Source organism: Pseudobutyrivibrio sp. C4 (genome assembly GCF_900111635.1).
Classification (GTDB): domain Bacteria; phylum Bacillota; class Clostridia; order Lachnospirales; family Lachnospiraceae; genus Pseudobutyrivibrio; species Pseudobutyrivibrio ruminis.
Window position 1 is genome coordinate 1 of the sequence record NZ_FOHF01000010.1, and the last position, 22,841, is coordinate 22,841.

Sequence of the window (22,841 nt, forward strand, 5' to 3'; positions counted from 1 at the left end):
TATAGCAACTCGGATTCTATTTCTGCTATAGATTTAAGCTTTTTCCAATTCTTATAGCAACTCGGATTCTATTTCTGCTATAGATTTAAGCTTTTCCAATTCTTATAGCATTTCAGCTTTTATTTCTGCTATAACTTTGAGACTTTCTTTATTCTTATAGCAATCCCACTTTCATCCCTGCTATAATCTCAGGCTTTTTCCTAATCTAATAGCAAGCAAGATTTTAAAACTGCTATAATCTTCAGCTTTTCTCAAATTCTATAGCGGCCAAAACTTTATTTCTGCTATAAAATCAGGAAAAGCCCCTCATATATAGCAAAAGGCCAGCCCGTAGGCTGGCCGAAGCACAAGAGAATTCAAATGTGCTTATAGGGTATGTTAGTCTGCGTACTCAGATACTGTAATTGTGTATGAGCTTGTGCCCTCTACGTATACAGTTCCGTCTGTACCAACGATTGAAACTGTGTTGCCGTCTTCATCAACGATTGTTCCGTTGTTTGTAAGTGATGTGAGAACTGAATCGCCTGTTACAATCCACTTAGATGAAGAATCGATTGTGAGATTTGCGTAGCCGTCGCCACCGTTGCCTGCAGCTGACTCGTCGTCGATGAATGCACCTGTAAGAACTGAACCATCTGTCATTTCCATATCAAGTGTTGAGATTGTATCCCAAATGATATCGCCTTCCATTTCCTGGTTGATTGCTGTGAATGAGCACTGTGCTCCGTTCTCTCCGCTTGTTCCCCAACCTCTCTGGTTAGCGTTTCCTGTAACCTTAAGGAAGAAATCATTTTCATCAGCGTATGTGATGTCAACGTTTTCAAGAACGAATGTTGACTCTGTATTTGTTGTGTAGAACATACCGCCATTCTTTGCAGTGATGCTACCACCTGTCATAGAGAATGTAGAGTTACCTACTTCTGAATCACCTGACATTGACTGGTAAAGGATGATATTCCAATCGCAGTCGTTCTGCTCGCTTGTTGGAATGTTACCTGTTAAGTCGCAATCTGTAAGTGTAAGTGAGTTTAGACCTTCGATACATACGGCCTCAGCGCCTGTTGCTGTAAGAGTTGCATTTGAGATTGTGATATCTGCTGTACAGTAAACTGCTGGTGAGCCTGTACCGTTTGATGTGTATGTACCACCATCAACTACCATTGTTCCGCCGCCTCTGTCTGAACGGATTGCAGCTGAAGATTCGCCGTTTGTTTCAACTGTGTTGTCGTTAGCGTAAAGTGTACCGCCGCCTGCAACGTGGATACCGCCTGAAGTGTTCTGCTGTGTTGTGATTGTTGAATTAGATACATAAGCCACACCATCGCCATATGCGTATACGCCAGCACCACCTGCTGCATCTGAGTCAATAGTCACATTGTCAACTGTAAGTGTTCCACCTGTTGTAAGTAAAGTGGCGCCAACTCCGTAAAAACTAGAATTGTCGCCGCCTGTGCTGTCATCTGAAGTTCTTGTAATTGTTGAATCCTTAACTGTAACTTCACCATCTGTTACAAGGATTGCATTTTCATCAGTGCCTGTAGAGGCGATTGACTCGCCCTCTACAGTCTCATCTGCATTGTACTCATATAATGCTGAGTATGTAATGTCTGCAGCTGATGTCATATTTCCACCTGGCTGACCCATGGCTGACTGAGTACCACCAAGAATCTCTACTGATTCAACGTTACCATCTGCGTCGAATGTAACTGCAACCTGTGTGCCTACTTCGATATCAGAAAGTGTAAGTTCTGTCTGAGCATCGCCCATATCTGCTGGTGCTTCCCCGTCACCTGATGGAGCTTCGCCGTCGGCTGATGCCCCACTGTCTGCTGGTGCTTCGCCCTCGGCTGCTTCGCCATCACCTGATGGAGCCTCGCCCTCTGGCTTGTCACCTGAAGGAGCTTCACCGTCTGGTTTGTCTCCTGAAGGAGCCTCGCCATCGGCTGGTGCTTCAGAGCCTGCTTCTACAGTAGCTTCTGTCATTGCTGTATCATCTGAAGAATCCTCTGTATCTTCTGTTGTCTCTTCATCTGTAGTTTCTTCTGTTGTTTCCTCTGTTGTCTCATCTGTAGACTCTTCTGTTGCCGCATCATCTGGCTTTGTAGGAGCTTCGCCATCACCTGATGGGGCTTCGCCTCCGCCCATTGCCATAGAGTAAGTTGTGTCATCATTTACTGTGATGTCTGCTGTTTCCTCACCCAATGTAAGTTCGTTGTTTTCATAAGTTCCTACGGTGATTGTAAATCCCGTATCACTGACTGCTGTTACCTCGCCGTAGATAGTTTCACTGGCATAAGCTGTTGTGGAATCTGATCCGCAAGCTATCAATGAACCACAAGCAAGTGCTGCAGTCATCATTAATGCAGTAAGTCTTTTCCTCATTTTATGTCCTCCGTTATCTGCATCGGGTTTCCCCAATGGTCAATATTTATCTGCGCTCCAACCTCAGCGCGTTACGAGTTATAGTTAACCACCGGATTGTGAAAATTAACGGTACTAAAAAGTGTTGATTATGTGATTGGTTTCTAAATGTTTAAATTATCCTATGAGTCTGTAGGCATCAAGCTCTGAGGTTACTCAAGTGAGACATGATGTCGAACGGAGTAACTCTCAGGCTTGTAGCCGTAACAGACGGTCTTGGCTAGCCACAACCTACATATTGTGAATAATCTGAAAATATTTCTAAATCTATGGGGTTTTCAAATAGTTTGACTTGTGGTATTATGATAGTAACTATAAATATCGAAATCTTTGCCCTGGCGTAGACAAAGGATTGTCGATGACTCAATTTTCAAGGAAGAAAGGAGGGGCGTCTTATGGCACGCATTGATGCTGCGTATAATTATTTCATGACGACCTATGGTAATAACATAGGATCACGTTACGAATCTCATAAGAAAAGCGAACTACGCGACACTTACAACAAAATAGTTAAGGCGAACAAAGAAGCTCCTCTGTACAAGATAAATGATTCTGAGGACATCGGTCAGTTTGCAATTGATATTAAAGAGCACGCCAATGCTATGACTCTTTCAGTATCAAATTTGACATCTACCGGCGAGGATATTTCTTCTGTTTTAGAGAAGCGAATTGCATCTTCATCAGATCCTAATTCTGTTGATGTGCTTTACGTTGGCGATAGTGCAGATGGCGCTGAGGATTTCACAATCCAGGTTGATGCGCTTGCAAAGCCTCAGGTGAATACCGGCAATTTCCTTCTTTCAGATGGACATGATTTTGAAGAAGGCCAGTACTCATTTGATTTGGATATTCGAAATCACTCATATGAGTTCCAGTTCAATGTAAATAAGAACGAAACCAATCTTACCGTTCAGAATAAGATTGTTCGTTTGCTTAATACTTCAGATGTAGGCTTGAGTGCAAAGTTACTTTCAAATGACAGAGACGGAAGCAAGGCTATACAGATTGTTTCCAAGTCTACTGGCGTGGCAGATGACGAAAACACATTGTTTAATATTTCCTCATCAATCTCTTGGAGAGAGTTGAACATCCTTGGAATTGACAATGTTACACAGCAGCCTTCCAATTCAGATTTCAAGCTGAATGGAGTTTCGCATCAGTCATTGTCCAACACATTCACAGTAAACAAGACCTACGAGCTTATTTTAAAGAGACCATCCAATGGCGAAGTAAGCATCGGTCTTATGAACGATACTGAAGCTCTTTCAAATGGAATCACACAGCTGCTGGATAGCTATAATGGAATGCTTGATATCGGATTGAAGTACAACGAAGCTCATCAGAATCGTACACTTTTCAATGAGATATCTTCCATTGCAAAGAATGATGCAAGCAAGCTTGCTGCAGTAGGAATTCAGAGCGATTCTATGAATCACCTGTACTTAGACAAAGATGTTTTATCCGATGTGATAAACAGTGAAAACAAAGAAAGCGCTTTTGAAACTCTTAACAACCTTAAGAATTCAATTTCAAAAGCTGCATCGAAGGCCTCTATCAATCCGATGAATTACGTAGATAAATCGATTGTAGAGTACAAGAATCCTGGAAAGACACTTAGCGCACCATATGCGTCAAGCGCTTACTCCGGTATGATGATGAATTATGGATTATAGGATATTTAAAAATCCCCTGTAATTCACAAGCTCTTAGGTTTCTCAAATGAGACGTGTTGTCGAATTGAGAAACACTAAGGCTTGTGAATGTAACAGGGGATTTTTTATTATTCTGAATCGTCTTTAAAGAATTCCATCTCCTGGTTCAGCTTAATTGCGATGTCCTTCAGATCGTCAGCTGAATTAGCAAGGCTTGCAACTGTAGCAGAAAGCTCCTGTACAGATGCGCCTGTAGTTTCAGATGAAGCTGCATTCTCTTCTGAGATTGCTGAAAGTGATGACATAGCATCTGATACAACGTCGTTGGAGGTTACGCATGTAGATGCGCCACCGGCGATGTCTCTAATACCGTCAACTGTTCCATCAATATCTTCAAGCATTCCATTTACAGATTCAAGGGTGCCACCGATAGCCTCCTGCTGCTCAAGGTTGCCCTGCTTAACAAGATTTGCTGCCTCTACGGCTGCTTCTGCCTGCTTCAAAAGCTCATCCATTTCTGTACGAATATCCTGTGCCATGCTATCTGAATCATCAGCCAGCTTTCTGATTTCCTCGGCAACGACTGCGAATCCCTTACCTGCTTCACCGGCGCGAGCTGCCTCAATAGAAGCATTCAAAGAAAGGAGGTTTGTCTGAGCTGCAATGCCGGAAATACCTTCAACGCGCTCATTGATATTTGCAACAGCATTCTGTGTAGCAGAAATTGTTCTGGCAATCTCCTCGATTTTAGCTGTCATATCGCTACTAGAATCCTGAAGACTGACAAGTGATTTGCTGGATGTCTGTGATGCCTCCTTCATTCTGCCTGCCAAGCTTTCAACATTATCTGTAGATGCCTGTACGCCACCGACTGCGTCTGTAATCTTTCCAACATTTTCTGCTGCTTCCTGAATCTCCTCAGCCTGCTGTACAGCACCTGTAGCAATTTCCTGGACTGCATTTGCAACTGTATCTGTTGTGGCTGCAATCTGGTTTGCCATGTCTGCCAAATCCTCAGAAGAAACTGTAACTGTAGAAGCCGATTGCTTAATAGCGGCAACTATGCTTCCCAATTTTTCGATAACGGAATTGGTGCTTCGAACAATTTCACCGAATTCGTCTTTACGTTTTGTATATCCATCAATCTTTTTGAATCGACCATCGGCAAGCTTGGTCATGGTATCTGTAACTGCCATGATTGGTTTTGTGAAGCTTGTTGCAACTACGAGGGAAATAACTATACCAAGAATCAGCATTATTGTTCCAATTATCACTATGATAAGTGCTGATCTAATTGCTGATGCCATGATTTCGTTTCTAGTTTTTGAAACCACAACATAGTATCCACTGATAGGTTCTTGTTCCCAGGACATATATGTGATTTTACCATCAAATTTCGATGTCATCAGTCCACTAGTATCTGTTGATTCTACGAAACCGAAAGCGCTTAAATCATATTCATCCTCTGGGCTGATTTCGAACTGAGCATGTGCAACCATCATACCTTTTGTATCAGCGATGTAACCGTCGCCAACATTTTCAGCAAGGAATTCATGAAGCACATTTAAGTCAAAGCTTCGCTGAACTGTACCAATCACCTGAGTGTGGGTTTCATTGTAAATTGGTACGCAAATGATTGTTATTCTATTTCCAACACTCTTGCTGACAACAACATCCGATATAGCTGGTTCTCCGGTGGTAACGGCCTGAACAAAGTAATCTCTGTCTGATATATTTGTAAGTTCTGCTCTATCTGTTCGTACAAGCTGATCACCCGAGACTTTACTGATGATGATATTGTCGTTACCATCGTTCATGTAAGCATTCAACTCGTCAAGCTGGGCCAACATCGCAGAATCCGGAACTGCCTGTCCTTCTGTGCCATAGGATTCAACAAAAACTATCGCACTAGGAGAAGTTGCAATTGCCTCCAACATGGATGTATTTTTCTCAACAATTTCAGCAAATTTTGCCTCAACAACTCGTGCATTAGAATTTAAAAGTTCCAGCGCATCTGCCTCTGCTTTCGAGGTAGAGCTGTTGTAGCTGATAATGATAGAAATTAATAATGGCACAGCCACCAAAGCAGCCATCAAAAGAATTAGTTTCGTTTTAATGCTGTCCTTTGGGCTAATGCCACCAGCTAGATTTTTATTAGACTTTTTTTGCACCTTACTCATAGAAACCTCCTTAGTCAGTCCTTAAAATAAAGAAAAATTTCTATATTGATTTTATAATGTACATAATCAAATTGTGTGTAATAATTATAAATTTTTTGTGAAAATATGTTTTTACAAAAATTGAGTGTAAAAAAGCACATCTTATCGATGTGCTCTTAGTCTATATCTGTTCTAGCATTTCCTTGATTCTAGCTTCGTAGGTGCAGGCTTCCCTGACGTACTCCTGGCCGGCTGCTGCAATACGTTCTCGCTCGCTATCATGCTTTAGATAGAAGTCTACTTTGTCGTATAAATCCTCATTGTTATAGTACCAGACCAAGTGCTTTTCATTTTCAAAGAACATTGGCAACTCCGCTTGGAAGTTTGTCAGACAAAATCCACCTGCTCCTAAAATATCGTATACACGAAGTGGAACTCCGCTTTTTATATTTGGAATGGTCATGTTTAGATTGATTTTGGACTGGTTAAATACCTTTGGCATCTCGCTCCAATAATCAACGCTGCCTTTGTAGTTTACTCGGAGCAAATCCCTAGTGAAGGAATTGGTGTAGATGCTCACATCATGATGCTTTGACAGGTCGATAAGAATTCGTCTACGTTGCTTTTGAGCTATTTTGAAGCCCAAAGTTGTTACTGAAAAGATTAGGTTTAAATCTGAAAGTGAATCCTCAGATTTTTCCAGTTCAAAGTAGTTCTCCAGCTCCATTAGGATTTCTGGTGTGAGCATTCTATCGATGATGTTTACACCCATCAAATCACGCTGAGCTTCCATGGTTGCCTCGAAATATCCACGTAAATAATCTGGCAAAGTGTATTCCATTTTGTCGTAGGAATTCTTTTCGTAAAGGGAGCCTACGAAGCTGATTTCGTTTTTGTAGGCCTCCAAATCTGTTGAGTTGCCGAACAGGTAATCAAGTCTATTACAGTCCACGGCCAGGGGAAGATGGTAGACATGCTCCACTCCCATGCCACGGAACTCTTCTACATTTGTCAGGTCAAACAGGAAAATGCGATTCACATCATTGAAAACCGACTTGTGATACATGGAAATCAGCGGGTTATCGCAGCTCCAGCAAACGTAGCGGAGGCCCTGTTCCTGGCAAACATTTGAAATCAGAGGAAAATAATTTACCGTAAAGAAGAAATCATAATTGTCGGCCTGAATCATGCCGCGAAGCTTTTCTGCGAACTCTTCATCTACATCATAATTGAGGAGGTCCTGGTAAACCTCCTCAACTTCATACCCTAGTGTCTCGAATGTGTGCTTTATATCTTTGTAGTTGTACGCCTTCCATCTGTACATCAAAATCTTCATGTTGTTCTCATACCTCTAGTCCGCTAGTTACAGCAACAAGCCTACTAGCTCATTTAAATATGTAGCGTATCGACCCCATATGAGCCCTGTAGGATACCTACCAACTGTTTATAGGTAGCTACGGCTTCGTCGCTGCGGCCGGCTGCGTCAAGCTCGGCGATTTGAGCCAGGATGGTTTCCTCTAGCTTATACATTTCGTTGAATTTATCTGGGTCGTTGCGCTTAGCGTCGCGAATCTTAATACGCATTGTGTACAAGCGCGACAGTTCCCCAAGAGCCCCAGTCATGGCTGGCCTGAATCCAAAGAGATTCTTGAGAATCTTCAAGCTGGCAGTCACATCCACATCAGCCTCTGCAATAAACTGCTGCAAGCCCTGGCCAAGCTTTGTAGAGTGGTTCAACGGCTTGTCATCATCCTCGTCAAGAAGCCAACTGTCATGCATCTGCTGCCATGTCAAAGTCATATTACCGTAGTTTGCAAGAGCTTCAATAAGTTCATTATAGCTATCCCAATATTCGATGCCGGCAAATTGTTTTTCCAGCAAACGAATGTCGATATATAAGCGAATTTCCTTTTCGCCGTCTGTTGTCTTAAATGCGGCTGCTATGTTTTCAAGCTCCTGCTCGCTAAGATCTGGCGCCACCTTATCAATGTGGAACTCAATCATGTCGCGGAAGCCTGAGGATGTAAAGAACTTGTTCAGCACATCGCGAAGCTCCTTCTTGTAGCCTAGTTCCGAACACTTCTTAAGAAGCATGACGATGAAGCCACGGTTTAGACGAACAATTGGGGAATCCCAGGCGATGCGTCTGTAATAGTGAACCAGTGGGCCAAAGTCATCATTTTCCATGCCGATGGTCATGATAAAGCAGTAGACCATGTTGACCTTTGTAGTATCGAAAGTGTCTGCCGAGAAAAGGCCACCCTGGATGAACATCTCAGCCTTGTTGTTGGCAAGCTTGTCACATATCTTCAAATAATAATTGCAGGCAGCCAGGCACTCGTCATTTTTCTGCTCGTTAAAATATGCAGTGGAAACATAAAATGCTAGGCAGGCAAGTGGGAGCTCCATGATTGTTGGGTTCTTCGCCTGTGTTTCGTAAAGCTCTTCCAGCTCCTTATTCTTATCAGTCTGATGAAGGGCGATTGCCATACCGCAGATAAAGCTTCCGCGATAGCGCATATCGTCACTATCATTTTTAATCAGGGATTTTTCAGCTGCAGCCTTGCAAACATCGTACATTTCATCAAACTGCTTGATAGCTTTAAGCTCCTGTGCCAGCTGATATGGCCAGCGTAGATTGTCTGGATCCTCCTCCATCATCTCTCTAAGCAGAGGCACATTTCGCATGGAATGCTTGATGTTTTCCTCCTCTGTGGCGTATACATATCCGAAGTGGGCAGCCTTGGCGTCCATAAACATGGCCCTTCCATAGGATGGCTCGATGTACTCATGAATCTTGCCCACGAAATGGGTCTCTGGAGTAACAGAGCACATACGGCATACCTCAATATCCTGGTATTCCTTGCCGTCGAAATCAAGATAATTGTGCTGGAAATATCCGCCGATATTGTAGGTTGTGCAGTCTGGCTGCTGGAAAAATTCGATGATATATTTGCAGTCAAGGAACCACTCATCATCGTCTATATACAAGAACATCTTGCCGTTGGCCTGATCCAACTGGAAGTTTCTGGCCTTGGCAAAATCGTTGCACCATTCAAATTCAAAAACTTCATCTGCATATTTTTCAATAACCGCTCTGGTCTCTGGGCTGCAGCCTGTATCTACAACCTGAATTTCAGAATCGATTGCCTCTCTGATTGGCATCAACGACTGGAGGCAACGCTCGGTTGTCTCTGGTCTGCCGCAGCAAAGAAGTGAAATTGTAAGCAATTTAGTTTTAGGTTTGTTGTTCATATTGTTCCCACCCTTTAATCACTAAAAGGCTCGTCATCTGACGAGCCTTACTTTATTTATATTAATATGTTCCAATTACAAGTGGTCTGTACATTTCCTCTCCTTCCACGAGGCCCTCCACCTTGCCAAGGCAACTATCAATCAATCGATTGATTTCCTTGCTAACGATGAGCTTTTCGCCAGGTGCTTCAACCAAGCCTCTGAAGTCATATACATCGATACTTCTAATTTCGATTATTCTGTTTTCGATTTCACTTAAGATATCGCTGAGAACCATGTCGATTCTGGCTTTGTGATCCATAATCAATGCTGTGTCTCTTAAGTTCTCACTTATATCGTATATCATATTGCAGTACTTTTCAAACTTTTCAACGATGTCCGAGTAATCCATTCCCATGGATTCCAGGTACTCTCCCAATACTAAGGCTTTTTGCTGACATCCGATGAGCACCTGTAAATCTGCTGCGTCATCGCCTGTACTTCCCTGTGCAAATCTATGGTTTGCTGTGTAAAGCTCTAATACCATTGTTAACATCTTGTTTCTTGTGAAATATGCCATACGCCTTACCTCTATTCTATAAATCCCTCTTTCGAAGGAGTTGCAGTCGATTTTAAAGTTACTATTCAATTTTCTTTTTAAAATCATCCCCACCCCTGTGAAAGAGGTGGGGACATTTTATTTATGGTTTTCCAACCTTAGGTTACTGAAGAAGATTCATAACACCCTGTGTAGCCTGATTTGCCTGAGCAAGCATTGACTGTCCAGCCTGCTGGAGGATGTTGTTCTTGCTGTACTCAACCATTGTGTCAGCCATATCTGTATCACGGATACGAGATTCTGCTGCTTCTGTGTTCTCAACTACGTTGTCGAGGTTCTTGATTGAGTGCTCTAATCTGTTCTGGATAGCACCAAGTTCTGCACGCTGTGCTGATACTCTCTGGATTGCATCTGCGATAGCGTCGATTGCGTATGTAGCTGCCTTACCAGTTGCATCTGATACGTTGATACCGTTGATACCGATTGACTTAGAGTTCATAGCCTCGATAGTAACGTTGATCTTGTTTGTCATGGCTGCGTCAGCACCAACATGAAGGTTAAGTGTAAGTGCGTTCTGAACATTTACATGTCCCTTTGTAAGTGTGAAGCTAATAGATGTTGTCTTTACAGGATCTGTCTCGCCAGCAATTGTCTTACTAATAGTTCTTACTTCCCAAATAGAACCTGTTCCGTTTTTATCACTTTTATCCATATCTTCAAGCTGTGCCGAACCATCTGTTGCACCAACTGAAGAAGCGGCCTTAAGCTCTGTTGCTACCATGCTATATGCTGCTGTTGCCTTAACTAATGTTACATTAGCATCATCAATACCTGTGCTTTCATTGTAGCTATCAGAGAATCTTGTTACTTCATTACCGTTATACTTAATTGTAGAACCCTTAGTAATGAGCTTATCAAGGTATCCGTTTGTTACCTTTGCATTTGCTACATCTGTTCCGACATCATCCGAGTTAATTGTATATGTCTTTCCATCTATAGAGATTGTATCGCCAGCTGCAATCTTCCATGTTACTGTGCCGTCTCCATTATCTGTATACATATCTGATGTAAACTTAAGTGCCTTAACAACTTCTAAGTTATCTTCTGCACCGATTGTATACTGAACACCACCAATACGATATCTCTCACCTGCTTCAAGAGATTCCATTGTAAATGTAGCCTTTGTTGTATTCTGGATAAGTGTTCCATCAAGACCAGCATCATGAGCTGAGATATACATTCTCTTTAATCCGATATCGCCCTTTAATAAGAAAGTCTCGTTGAACTTTGTTGTAGATGCGATTCTATCGATTTCCTGTGAAAGCTGATCAATTTCGTTTTGGATATCATCACGATCTGACTCTGAGTTTGTTCCGTTAGCTGCCTGTACTGCTAACTCGTTCATTCTCTGGAGCATGTCGTGAACTTCTGTGAGGGCACCTTCAGCTGTCTGTACTGATGAAACACCGTCAGATGCGTTTGTAGAAGCCTGGGTCAAACCACGAATCTGTTTTCTCATTTTCTCAGAAATTGAAAGTCCAGCTGCATCATCTGCTGCTCTGTTGATTTTATATCCAGATGAAAGCTTCTCTGTACTCTTTGACTGAGAATCAGTTGTAATGTTCAATGTTCTTGAAGCATTAGCTGCCTGCATGTTGTGTTGTACTACCATAATAAATTCCTCCATGAGATTCTGCTAAATCCTTTTAGCATTTAAATCCGTTTTTTGTGATAGCCCAACATCCGTGTCTGGCCTGGTTATTAAATTTGATTTTTAAAAAGATTCGAATTCGATTTGTAAGGTAAAGTTTTTGTGTTCAATTGTTCCTTACACCTTATTTATCGTTCTGGGGCAAAAAAACTTTACCCCTTTAAGCAAAAAAATTTAATTTTGTTCCAATTTTCTTATTTTTTGTGCAATAGAAAAAAGTCGCTAAGCCCTTGATTTTACTGGCTTTCTGCGACTTTTATTTTTGTTAAAATTTATAACAAAATTTTTGTAAAATTTGCCATAAATTCTATTATATTCTCATAATTTACGGGTAAATTGGCGGGATTTGGAGGGGGAATTTGAGGGTGATTCAGGGTGTTTTGGGGTTGGAATTTTCAGTGTGTTTGGGAAGTTCAAATGCTGTGTCAGGAATTTGTTTTCAGGAATATAGCTGTTTTGTATTTAGATTTGAGATTTAAAACTGGATTATCTGGATTCTTATATATTTGCTGTAATCTACTTCTTGTTTTTCCAATCAAATTAGATGAATTGTTGAGTGATATTGTATTTTCTCCTTAAAACACTTACCTGTTTGTTCCAATTGTTAAGCGTAATTATCCCACATCCTGAAAAAGCTTACTTTTTATTGGAATAGTTAAGCGGAATTCTGCTGCAGTTGATATAACACTTATATAGATATGGGTGCTTTATCAATCCCTATAGGAAACACTTAACTATGCCATAGTATAGGATAAGCTTATTTCTGCTTCTCATGAAAACCACTCAACTTCTTTTTATAGTATGTAAATTCCTATAAGTGTTTTTACTATTCCTCATGAATACACTCAACTATTATCAAAAAAAGTAAGCTTTATATGCCTTTCTTTGAAATGCGCTTAACTATTTTCCCTTACCAGGGTGACAGAGTAATCCCCGCACAATAATCTATGCCTATTCTTTTCTCAACCTAGCTTCTTTTGCCAAGCTTCCTCTCCAGAATGAAATACATTCTTCACTTTCTTCAGCTCTCACTGGATGACAGAGAATCATAGTTCAAAAATCTATGCCTATTTATCTGCACCTGCCGAAGATAGAGGTTGGCTCTTCTATATATTAGTAAGTGATTCACTATATTCTTGTAAATTCACTTAACTTTTTACAAAGAGCGGCATGACTAATAGCTCTAATTAATAGTTGATTTTCATTATTAATGCCTGAGTTAAGTGAATTTAATGATTCCTCATTTTCACTTATATAGAAATTAGTAAAAAGTTAAGTGAATTTCAAATCTATATAATCTCCACTTAAAAGTGCAACTTGCTGTAAAGTTTATCTAGAATTTAAGCAAATCCACTTAACTTTTTTACTTTGATTTGAGGCGAAGTTAAGTTTTATTCTACAGAATTAGAAATAAACTGAATCTCACATCACACTTTGTTAAGTGAAAACACATACTTATAAAATAAACTTAACTTTAATTCAAATATTTTAATCTATTTTAAGTTTATTTCATTTTTTCTCATATAAACTTAACAGCTCCCTCAGTTTTTAAGTGAAGCCTAGAGAATTTATTTTTTCACTTAACTATTTCCTCACCAGGATGACAGAATAATCCCAGCACAATAATCTCTGCCTATTCTTTTCTCTACCTAACTTCCTTTTCTATGCTTCCTCTCCAGGATGAGCTACAATCTCCACTTTAATTAGCTTGAACAGGGTGACAGAGTAATCCTAACCAGGTATCTGGGACTATTTATCTTCTCTACTTAGGTTAATTTAACAAGCTCACTTCCCTAAAGAAACTTCAGTCCTCACTTTAATCAGCTCTCACTGGATGACAGAGTAATCTTAACCAGATATCTATGCCTATTATCAAGACAAAACAATGAAATTGTCAGCAAGTATCCTAGCCCAAAAATCTATGCCTATTAAAAAAAGACCTTGCACTGCTGCAAGGTCTTAGTATCCACATTAATCTCAGAAGCCACATAAAACAAGAGCTCCTCCACCCTTATTTTTTCTTATCCAAAAAGGCTGGGTCGGCGGTGGTTTGTGGGCTCATCATGTGCTTGTAGTATGATGAAACAACATCGCCGGATCTTTTAATTTCGCGGGCTTCTTTTTTTACATTGGCGAAGCGAGTTTTGGCATACTCTTTGTTGCGATATTCTGTAGCCTCCACATCTGCTGTAAGGTCTGTGACCTTTTTGATGAGCTCCTGCATGAGCTTGATTTCATCAGCGTAAGAAGCGCGGTCCTCATCAAGGATGGCCTTTACTCTGTTGAACAGCTGCTGGAAGCCATCATCAAGCATCACGATTCTATCGATGAGCTCAGCCTTCATGTTCATGTTTTTCTCTAAATCGTCTGGAGTGGAATTAGGATCCTTAAGAATGGCTTCCTGTTCCTTGTTTCTAATAAGAAGAACTCTAAGAATATCTGCCTTCTTTTCCAGCGACTCTCTAAGCATTATTACGTAATCTCTGTTATCCATGGTTCCCTCCTAGACTTTATCTCGAGCGCAAGTGTATAGCTTACCCTCCACATAAAGACAGCCCCTCGCGTGAGGGGCCATCCTTTAACCTGCTATATTTGTTGAAGTACCGTCTAGCTTTTTGCCGTTGGCGGTGAGCTTCATTACATCCTTCCAAGTATCTCGCATTGTTCGAAGGTGCTTAAGCACTTCCTCGAGCTGTGCTGGGTCCTTGGTGATCATGGCATGTCTCAAGCAGCTCCTAAGATAAGTATACACTGCATGGAAATCCTTTGCCACAGGATATTTCTCATCGAGAGTCAATTCAAACTCTTCGATAATTCTATCTGTCTTTCTGATATTGATGTGTGCTTTCTCAATATCGTGATTCTCGCAAGCTACGATTGCTATGTTACAAAACTTGATTGCTCCTTCATATAGCATCAATGTTAACTCAGCAGGGCTAGCTGTAAGTATTCTGTTTTTTGCGTATGCATCATAACCATTTGTTGGTGTCATAGTACCGCCTCCAAAAATCTAATATTGTATTACTTACTATCAACCACCTAATAGTGATGATATTGAAGAAGAATTGCTTTGTAATGTAGCCAACGCAGACTCCATTGCGGCAAATTTCTTATAATAAGCGTCTTCCATGTCCTGAACACGATCAGTCCATGTCTTAATCAATGAGCTGTAGTTTGAATACTCAGATGCCATTTCCTTATCATTGTAAACAGTGTAAACAGATTTAACTGCCGTAGATTTCATCTTTTCATCTAGCGACTTGTAAAGGCCAGATGTCATCTGCTTAAGGAATTCAATAACTCTATCTGGGTCCTCAGCTAAGGCTGCGCGGAGCTTTTCTTCATTACCAGATGTTTTGCTATCCTCTGAGTCACCATCGATATGGTATGCATAGCCTTCGTTCTTTTCTGCATTTAATGTACCAAGTGTATGGATACCGAATGTAGACCATGATATTTTCTCACCATTTACCTCATACACTGACATCATTGACATAGTCATTGCAGAAATGATACCGCTCAAACTTGTATCTCTACGAAGAAGCGAATCCTTAATCTTCTGCTCCCACTTCTCGATTTCTGTCTCAGACATCTCTGCCTTTTCATCATCTGTAAGTGGCTCGTAGTCCTTAGCAGAATCTGCATTGTAAAGCTTCTGCATCTCGTTCATCAAGTTGTTATATGATGTAAGGAAATCCTTAACTTTGTCGTAAAGAGCGTCAGTATCGTTGGAAACGTTTACTGAGATTGCACTTGTAGTCTTTGCTAAAGCTTCAATTGTAAGGCCATTGACAGTGATTGAATTAGTGTTTGATGTATATGTAACGTCATTTAATTTGATTATTGCATCCTCGCCATTTACCTTTGTTGCAGTATTTGAGTTATCAAGAGCAATATTTCCTGCTGTAACATTAGCAGCCAAATCTACTCTGTAGAATACACTCTGGACTAACTCAAGGTTATCGCTCTGAATCCAGAAGTCGCTGTAGCTACTATCATAAGCTGAATTCTTTACACCAAAGTTAGTTTCTACATATTCCTTCCACTTTTGGTTTGTTGGGTCAGCTAATGCAGCATCAAGTTGCTCCTGAGCAGCCTGCATTTTAGCAGATCTGATTGCGATTTCTTCTGATGTAGTAGCTGGAAGAGCTTTTGCCTCAGCTACTGCCACATACCCATCTCTGATTTCATTGATAGACTTTGAAATCTCCTGATAGGTTGCATCATTAGAAATATCATATGTTGATTTAGAATAAATCTGCTTTGCCAATGCTTCTAATTTATCAGAGTCACCAGCAATCTCAGACCAATCTATTTCGCCATCAGTACCAAACTTCAATACTTGAATTCCAGCATCTGTGGTCTCTGTCTTGTACACTTCCCCTGCAAATGTCTTGTTCAGATAATCTCTGAGGGCAACAACATCTTCATCTGTACTGTCACCTATTTCTGCAAGCAACTCTTTCCAGCCATCAAGATTCTTCTGGAATGAGTACTCTTTTTTATCGTCCCCTTCGCCAACCGAGAACTTAAGAGTTCTTGTAATAGCCGTACTCTTTGTTCCTGTTGTGTCGTATGTTGCAGAGTTATAAAGCTTTGTAGCTAATGTAGATAAATCGTCCTCTGAAATAGTCGACCAATCTACTGCGCCAAATTTATCAGTATCGCTTGCGATATATGAAACAATTTCATCATACTCAGTGTTTGCTGTAGCTGATGAATCATTTTTATATTCCTTGATTTTTGCTAACAGACTCTTTGTATCTGACAGGTCATAGTAATTTTTTGCAGTTGTAAAATCAAAGAGCTTCTTAGCCAAAGTGTTGCTGGTGCTTTTAGTGATATCTTCAATTTCAGTGTTAGACATCAATCCCAGCTTATTTAACGCACTAAGTCCCTGTGAACTATTTGCAGAAATAGAGAAATCACCTTCCTTACCAGACGTTTTGGAACTGATAAAGAAACGCTGATTCTTCTCATCGAAATTGGCAATAACTCCAGCTTCATTAAGCTTATTTACAAACTGATTGATAGTCATAGAGCTATCGATCTCGATGTTTGTAGTCTTAGTACCTGTTCTTACAGCGATACTTGCTTTATCTAATGCATTGCTGTTCTTTATTCCAAGTGAAACCATAGTTGATGAGCCAGTAACTGATCCATCAAGCTCTCCACCTGTGATAAAAGCAGTCTTTGCAAGCTGGTTGATTTCAAGTGACTGGGTACCATTAATAGCGCTACCACTGGCTGTTGCTGTAGCCTTAGAAGTATCGCTAACTGTAGTCTTCTTTGCTGTATAGTTTGAAGAATAGCGCATAGTACCAACGCTAGTATACAAACTATATACTTTACTATTTAGGGTGCTCCAAGCTTCCTGTTTCCATGAGAGCTTTGTCTGCGCCTTTACATATTTGTCTTTCTTGTAACTGTATGCAGATACGAGGGCACCTACAATCGCCTCGGTGTCTAAGCCCGAAGCCAAACCAGATAATCTAATAGGCATAACCCTACCTCCTATCTCTTCTCATCGACCATGATTCCTGCAAGCTCCCATGCCTTTGCAATAAGGTCAAGTGTCTGCTCTGCTGGGAATTCCTTAATGACTTCCTTTGTCCTTTTGTCGACCATCTTAATCATTACGCGATTTGTTCCCTCATGGATACCAAATACAGCCTCTGCATTTCCTTGTGCAGAATTAATTTTTTCTACAGCTTCTTTTAAAGAAGAAGATGCCTGCTTTGAAGAATTTTCCTCATCTTCGATTTCAGGGTTTGTAGAATAGTTTCTATTCTCAAATTCAGCAGCTTTGCTTTCTTTTACAGCAGCTGAAAAATCAACTATAGCATTATCTTTTTGCACTGCTTGTGCTGGCGCCGCTTTTGCTGAACTTCCCTGTCCCTGGTAGTTGCTAACTGCACTACTTACTTCGCCTATTTTCATTGTTTTCCTCCTTACGCCCAAGGGAATTTAGTCCCATTCTAAACTCCATTTGGACAATATACATCCTTGTACTATGGGAAATTATTAGTTTTCTAATTGCTATATCGACCGGTGGGATATTAAAGTTTATAGAGATTTTAAAAAATTTTCTTTTTTCTTAGAAAAGAATGATGATGTTCTGATGTGTGCTTTCAATTGATGGGCTTTTTGATAGCCTTTGGGGTAGCTCTTTGATGAGGTTTTAATGTTTTGCTGGCGTCAGAGGCCAGAGTTAAGTGGATTTCAGCATTTTCAAATTTCACTTATATAATTCTCGGGTGAAAGTTAAGTGGATTTTATATTTGGATTATTTCCACTTAAAATCGCTCTTCGCTCTTAAGTGAAAATAGGATAAATATAATATCACTTAACTTTTTCTTCTCAATTCTCGACCGATTTAAGTTTATACGAAAGAAATGAGATTCCACTTAACTCTATCTTAATTTTAGTTAAGTGAAAATATACATCCTGAAATTTAACTTAACTTTAATTCAAATTTTTTAACCTATTTTAAGTTTATTTATATTTTTCTAGAATAAACTTAACCGCACTACGACTTTTTAAGTGAAAAATATCCATAATAATTTTTCACTTAAAAATTCCAAGCACTATCCATGAATCTATGCCCTTATAATGCACCAAGTTTTCATTTTTGTCACTCTACTTTTGGTAGAATGCTATATTTAGGCCTTTTTAAATAAAGATTTCTCCGCAGGAGAAATTTCCTACTAAAATAAAAAAATCCAGCAACCGCAGTTGCTGGATTTATCCTTACTAAAGTAAATTCTTGAGTGCTTCCAGGTCGTCCATGCTGATTGCCTGTGCTTCCTCGTTTTCTTTTTGAATTTCTAAGTATACTTCTTTTCTGTAGATAGATACTTCCTTTGGAGCTGAAATACCGATCTTTACCTGATCACCGCGAACCTCAAGGACTGTAATCTCGATGTTGTTGTTGATCATGATAGCGTCGCCTGTTTTTCTTGTTAATGCCAACATCGTTACTCACCATCCTTTCCATGTATTGCGTCATGAATAAGGTAGCGTACTGGCTCATTGCCCTCGATGATAATCTGGTCACCGATGTTTGTGTCTGTATTGATGATGATAGGTGCCTTAAGATTAATCGATGCTTCCTTAGGGTTCTTTGGTACTCTGACTGTGACAAGCATGTAAGTATTGTCTGCTGTGAGCTCTCCGAGCTGCTCAAGCGCGCCAACGTTGAGCTCAGGTGCATAGTCTGGCTTAACCACGTGAGGCAGCATTACTGGCATAGCAAAGTCTGTCTCATCAAGTGACTGAAGCCACATGATATTACCTTTGTCTTTCTTCTCTTCGTCGAAAATGAGTGTGTATCTCTTCATGTCTGGGAAACCAATAAGACCATGGATGAGATTGATGATTTTTTCTTCTGCAATTTCAATTTCGCCGAACAGTCTAGTTTTTACCTGCATTATCCCTTCTCCTTTTTAGATGTAATTTAGTAATGTCGAATCACCCAGCTTTCCTGCTGCGGTGAGCGAAGCCTGATATGCGGTGTAAGCTGCTGTGTAGTCGATGATGATTTGGGATAGATCTACATCATCATTCTCTGTCTGTAACTGCTGAACAGTCTCTCTTTGATCACCTACTCGAACCTTTGTGAGGCTTAAAGACTGCTCCTTACAACCCAAATCAGTTAAAGCTAATGTTATTTTATCACAATATGACTGAATATTGCCTATTTCTGAGTCAAAAAGTTTTCTCATATTGTTATTATAGTAATCATATTCCTTCTGAGCTGCATCCTGCCACTTGTCGAGCCATTCCTGATCCTCGTCTGAAGCATACTGAGTTTCACTCTTCATCCCCTGGATTGTATCAAGTTTGTCGTATGCAGCGATAACTCTCTGTACCGCATTCATCATTTCATCAAGGTCGCGCTGAAGAGAGCTGTCGAAAACATCCGAAGCCTCTGTGTTAATTGCGATAGTCTGATTTGCAGCTATTGTATATTCGATATCAAAGTGGATTACGTTTCCATTTGCATCGAATTTTGTGTATTCATTGTTGGATGTAAGTGTTGCACCTGTGCTATCAATCATCTTGGTGCAGTTGTAGTAATACTCTGGACGAAGCTGGCCCTCTTTGAATCCTGTCTTGTCGTACTGAACTGCAAGCTCAGCTTTGTTAGTCTTAAGAGTAGATGCAACAGTATCGCCAAAAATAATATCGCCTGTTTGTCTAATGAAAACTATTTCGTTATTTTCAACCTTCTTTACCTTATCGGTTGTATCTGCATTAGCCCAATCAGTTTCATTCTCGTATACCCTCAATGAAAAACCATTGGATGTTAACGCTCCACCAGAAGTATCATCATTGTATACTCCGTTTGTTTCTGTAAACGCAAAAGATATATCAGGTGTATCTGATGTATTACCTTCATACTTTATGTTAATGCTATTTACAGAATCAATATCCTTGTAGTTGAGGCGAAGTCTGTAATAGTCTGTCTCAGTAATGTCTGAAATCAAAGTTGCATTATCCTTTGGTGCAATAACCTCTGCCTCTGTTGTAGGAACAACTACATTTCCAGAATAATATCTGTGCTCTTCCATTAAATCCTCAATGCTAAGAGTCTGGTCGATTCGATATTTTGTCTTTGTCTCATCTTCTGTAAATGTAAGATTTGAGTTTGTTCTGTATCCTGTGAAAACTGTACGGTTTGCATAGTCTGCGTTACCTTCTGCAAAAAGTGCCTTCTGAAGGGACTCAAGCTGAGTAAGCATAGTCTTTCTATCACTCTGGCTGTTGTAAGAATCAGTAGAACCGCCTACGCAGATTGTCTTGCAGTCTGTAGCAACATCTTTGATATTAATGAGAGCAGTCTCAGTAATATCAAGCCACTGATTTGCATCAGGGATGTTCTTTGAATAATACTGTGATACCTGTGATAATGTTGTTGCAAGTCTCAGCGAACGAACAGCGATTACAGGATCATCCGATGGTTTGTCAATTCTCTTCTGAGATGTCATCTGCTTATTTCTAGTGTTGACTACCTCTTTCGCGCTATTAATGTTTGACGCCGAATTGTTCATTATCATCTTATTAGTTACTCTCATAATACTTACCTCTAGTCCGTTAGTTACGCTCTCAAGCATCATATTACTCAGTTCAATACACATTTCACTTGAGTAACATGATAGCTTGATAGCTACTAACTCATTGAAAAACTTAAATTGTTCTATTTACTCGAATTGTCACACACCAGTATTTAGTATCAACCTATCATATATTTCGGAGAATACGGAAATACATTTAGATGCTAGGTTGTATGCGTTTTGGAACTTGATTAAGTCCAAAGCCTCTTCATCTTCATCAACACCCGCAACTGACATTCTCTGCTGAGAAATTGAAGACTGGATGTTGGTAAAGTTTGTTGTGAAAATCTGGCACTCCTGTGTGTCGATTGTTACATCGGCGTAGATACACTGAAGGAACGCATCACCACCACCGCCTCTGAACATTGTTGTTTTGCTCTGAAGTTTCTGAAGCTCAACTACCAAATCCGCTGCATCAACACCTGATGTAAAGTTTTCCTGTGTTGTTGTAGCAAACTTTCTTGCATCCTTATCAGTTTCCTTGATGATGGATACGTTGCCGGCGGTCATTAAATAATATGTTTCATAAGAATTTGAAAATGTTTTTCCTGTGACAGATACTACATTTCCATCTGTATCTTTTACTGTATCTACAAGCTCGTCTCTCATCTGGTGCTCTGAGCTGGAATCCAAATCATCCTTTGCAATAAAGAATGCAGTCATTGCATTTCCATCCAAATCCACACCGCTCTGCTCGATTTGATTAAACTTCTGGCAGAAGTTTCTCAGGAACATGTTCATCTGATTCTGATAATATGGGATACCCATGTAGTCCACATCGTCACCAACCTGAAGTGAACGGCCTGCCAGCTTGCTTGCTACATCGCTTGTGATGGCATCTGCGTCATCCAAATTGAATGTGACAGAAACCACATTGCCTTTTGAATCCGTTGTGAAGTCAAAACTCTGATAGCTGAACAACATGTTGTTTGTGCTTATCTGTCCACATTTTGGCATGTTGAACTCGTTTATATCAGTGATGCTAAGGTTTGTAACTGTGATTGAAGTTGCAGTTGCAGATGAAACTGTTGCATGCAAGTTTTCATTGTTGTTTCCGTCACGAACCTCGAACATAGCCTTCAGCTCACCACCGCTTGAGCTTGGAGTAGCATTAAATGCATTTCCATCCTCTTCCCAAACAATGTCGTAAAGACCATCGATATCTGACTGATTGTACATCTGGTCAGTTTCTCTTGATACAACCTTGAGTCTGTTGTACTCGTATGTGTCTACAAGCTGCTGGCCGTTGATGTATACCTGGAAGTAGGTTGCACCTGTGTACATATCAGGGTTGTTTGAATTTGTAACTGGTGTCTCAACTGCCTTAACATCAACAATCTTTGAAAGCTTATCAATCAAAAGTGAGCGCTGATCTCGAAGTTCGTTGGCTCGGCCACCGCCCTGCTCGATTACGTTAATCTGCTTTGTAAGGATTGCCACCTTTTCTGAAACAGAGTTGATATCATCAACAGCAGTCTTGATTTCATCGTTGATAGAGTTCTGTAAATCCTGCAGCTTTGTGGATAACTGGTTGAAGTATTCTGTAAGCTGCTTTGCAGTAGAAATAAACTGCTTTCTAACTGTATCGTCACCAGGGCTTCCCTGAAGTGTGCTCATGGCGTTAAACATTTTTGTGTAGATAGTGGTGAATCCAGATTCCTTATTAGTCTCATTGAAATAATCCTGAATCTGATTCATGTAGTACTGCTTTTTCTCGTAGAAGCCCAAAGCTGTGCTGTTGTTCCAGTATTTCTCATCGTAATATAAATCACGGCTCTGAGTTACAGACTCAACCTCAACACCTGTACCGGTTGTACCATATGCCTGGTAAACTCGAAGTGCAGATGATGCAACTGTGTTTACAACCTGCTTGCTATATCCAGTAGTATTTACATTGGAGATATTGTTTGCAGTTGTATTAATCTGAGCCTGAGCTGTGTTCAGTCCAGAAGATGCAATTGTCAATCCAAAGAATGTTGATGACATAAG

Annotated in this window: 15 protein-coding genes; 1 reads left to right on the forward strand and 14 read right to left on the reverse strand. The window is 40.3% G+C overall.

Translation table 11 applies throughout. The annotated features are described in order from the left end of the window. Positions 1 to 378: 378 nt before the first annotated feature. Positions 379 to 2,382 (reverse strand): right-handed parallel beta-helix repeat-containing protein, encoded by a 2,004-nt coding sequence (locus tag BMY66_RS12705; protein ID WP_090395399.1) that lies wholly within the window; start codon positions 2,380 to 2,382, stop codon positions 379 to 381. 434 nt (positions 2,383 to 2,816) lie between these two features. Between BMY66_RS12705 and BMY66_RS12710 the strand changes: the two genes are divergently transcribed. Beyond that, on the forward strand, positions 2,817 to 4,094 hold the full coding sequence (locus BMY66_RS12710) for a hypothetical protein (protein WP_090395400.1): 1,278 nt from the start codon (positions 2,817 to 2,819) through the stop codon (positions 4,092 to 4,094). A 107-nt stretch (positions 4,095 to 4,201) separates the two neighbouring features. Here the strand turns inward: BMY66_RS12710 and BMY66_RS12715 are convergent, their stop codons facing one another. The 13 genes from BMY66_RS12715 to flgK all read right to left on the reverse strand — a co-directional run bounded on the left by BMY66_RS12715 (position 4,202) and on the right by flgK (position 22,838). Next, the gene (locus BMY66_RS12715) at positions 4,202 to 6,253 is read right to left on the reverse strand and encodes a methyl-accepting chemotaxis protein (RefSeq protein ID WP_090395401.1); all 2,052 of its coding nucleotides are present in this window, start codon (positions 6,251 to 6,253) and stop codon (positions 4,202 to 4,204) included. A gap of 160 nt (positions 6,254 to 6,413) precedes the next feature. Continuing rightward, positions 6,414 to 7,568, reverse strand: a complete 1,155-nt coding sequence (locus BMY66_RS12720; RefSeq protein ID WP_090395402.1) for a CgeB family protein — start codon at positions 7,566 to 7,568, stop codon at positions 6,414 to 6,416. Positions 7,569 to 7,621: 53 nt separating this feature from the next. Then, the gene (locus BMY66_RS12725; RefSeq protein ID WP_090395403.1) at positions 7,622 to 9,487 is read right to left on the reverse strand and encodes a glycosyltransferase; all 1,866 of its coding nucleotides are present in this window, start codon (positions 9,485 to 9,487) and stop codon (positions 7,622 to 7,624) included. Between the two features lie 61 nt (positions 9,488 to 9,548). Next, positions 9,549 to 10,046 (reverse strand): hypothetical protein, encoded by a 498-nt coding sequence (locus BMY66_RS12730; protein ID WP_044938905.1) that lies wholly within the window; start codon positions 10,044 to 10,046, stop codon positions 9,549 to 9,551. 142 nt (positions 10,047 to 10,188) lie between these two features. After that, positions 10,189 to 11,697, reverse strand: a complete 1,509-nt coding sequence (locus tag BMY66_RS12735; protein ID WP_090395404.1) for a flagellin N-terminal helical domain-containing protein — start codon at positions 11,695 to 11,697, stop codon at positions 10,189 to 10,191. A gap of 2,050 nt (positions 11,698 to 13,747) precedes the next feature. Then, a complete protein-coding gene (locus tag BMY66_RS12740) occupies positions 13,748 to 14,230 on the reverse strand; it encodes a hypothetical protein (protein ID WP_049960431.1) in 483 nt (160 codons plus the stop codon). A gap of 84 nt (positions 14,231 to 14,314) precedes the next feature. Continuing rightward, entirely contained in the window at positions 14,315 to 14,728 is a 414-nt protein-coding gene (fliS, locus tag BMY66_RS12745; RefSeq protein WP_044938909.1) for a flagellar export chaperone FliS, read from the reverse strand. A 39-nt stretch (positions 14,729 to 14,767) separates the two neighbouring features. Continuing rightward, positions 14,768 to 17,239, reverse strand: coding sequence for a flagellar filament capping protein FliD (gene fliD, locus BMY66_RS12750; RefSeq protein WP_090395405.1), 2,472 nt, complete (start codon positions 17,237 to 17,239; stop codon positions 14,768 to 14,770). Positions 17,240 to 17,250: 11 nt separating this feature from the next. After that, positions 17,251 to 17,676: a flagellar protein FlaG gene (locus BMY66_RS12755; RefSeq protein WP_044938913.1), complete on the reverse strand. Its 426-nt coding sequence runs from the start codon at positions 17,674 to 17,676 to the stop codon at positions 17,251 to 17,253. 813 nt (positions 17,677 to 18,489) lie between these two features. Further along, a complete protein-coding gene (csrA, locus tag BMY66_RS12760; protein ID WP_033152215.1) occupies positions 18,490 to 18,711 on the reverse strand; it encodes a carbon storage regulator CsrA in 222 nt (73 codons plus the stop codon). Between the two features lie 2 nt (positions 18,712 to 18,713). Continuing rightward, on the reverse strand, positions 18,714 to 19,166 hold the full coding sequence (locus BMY66_RS12765) for a flagellar assembly protein FliW (RefSeq protein ID WP_090395406.1): 453 nt from the start codon (positions 19,164 to 19,166) through the stop codon (positions 18,714 to 18,716). A 15-nt stretch (positions 19,167 to 19,181) separates the two neighbouring features. Further along, positions 19,182 to 20,813 (reverse strand): flagellin N-terminal helical domain-containing protein, encoded by a 1,632-nt coding sequence (locus tag BMY66_RS12770; RefSeq protein ID WP_090395407.1) that lies wholly within the window; start codon positions 20,811 to 20,813, stop codon positions 19,182 to 19,184. A gap of 138 nt (positions 20,814 to 20,951) precedes the next feature. Continuing rightward, on the reverse strand, positions 20,952 to 22,838 hold the full coding sequence (gene flgK / locus BMY66_RS12775; RefSeq protein ID WP_090395408.1) for a flagellar hook-associated protein FlgK: 1,887 nt from the start codon (positions 22,836 to 22,838) through the stop codon (positions 20,952 to 20,954). Positions 22,839 to 22,841: the final 3 nt, after the last annotated feature.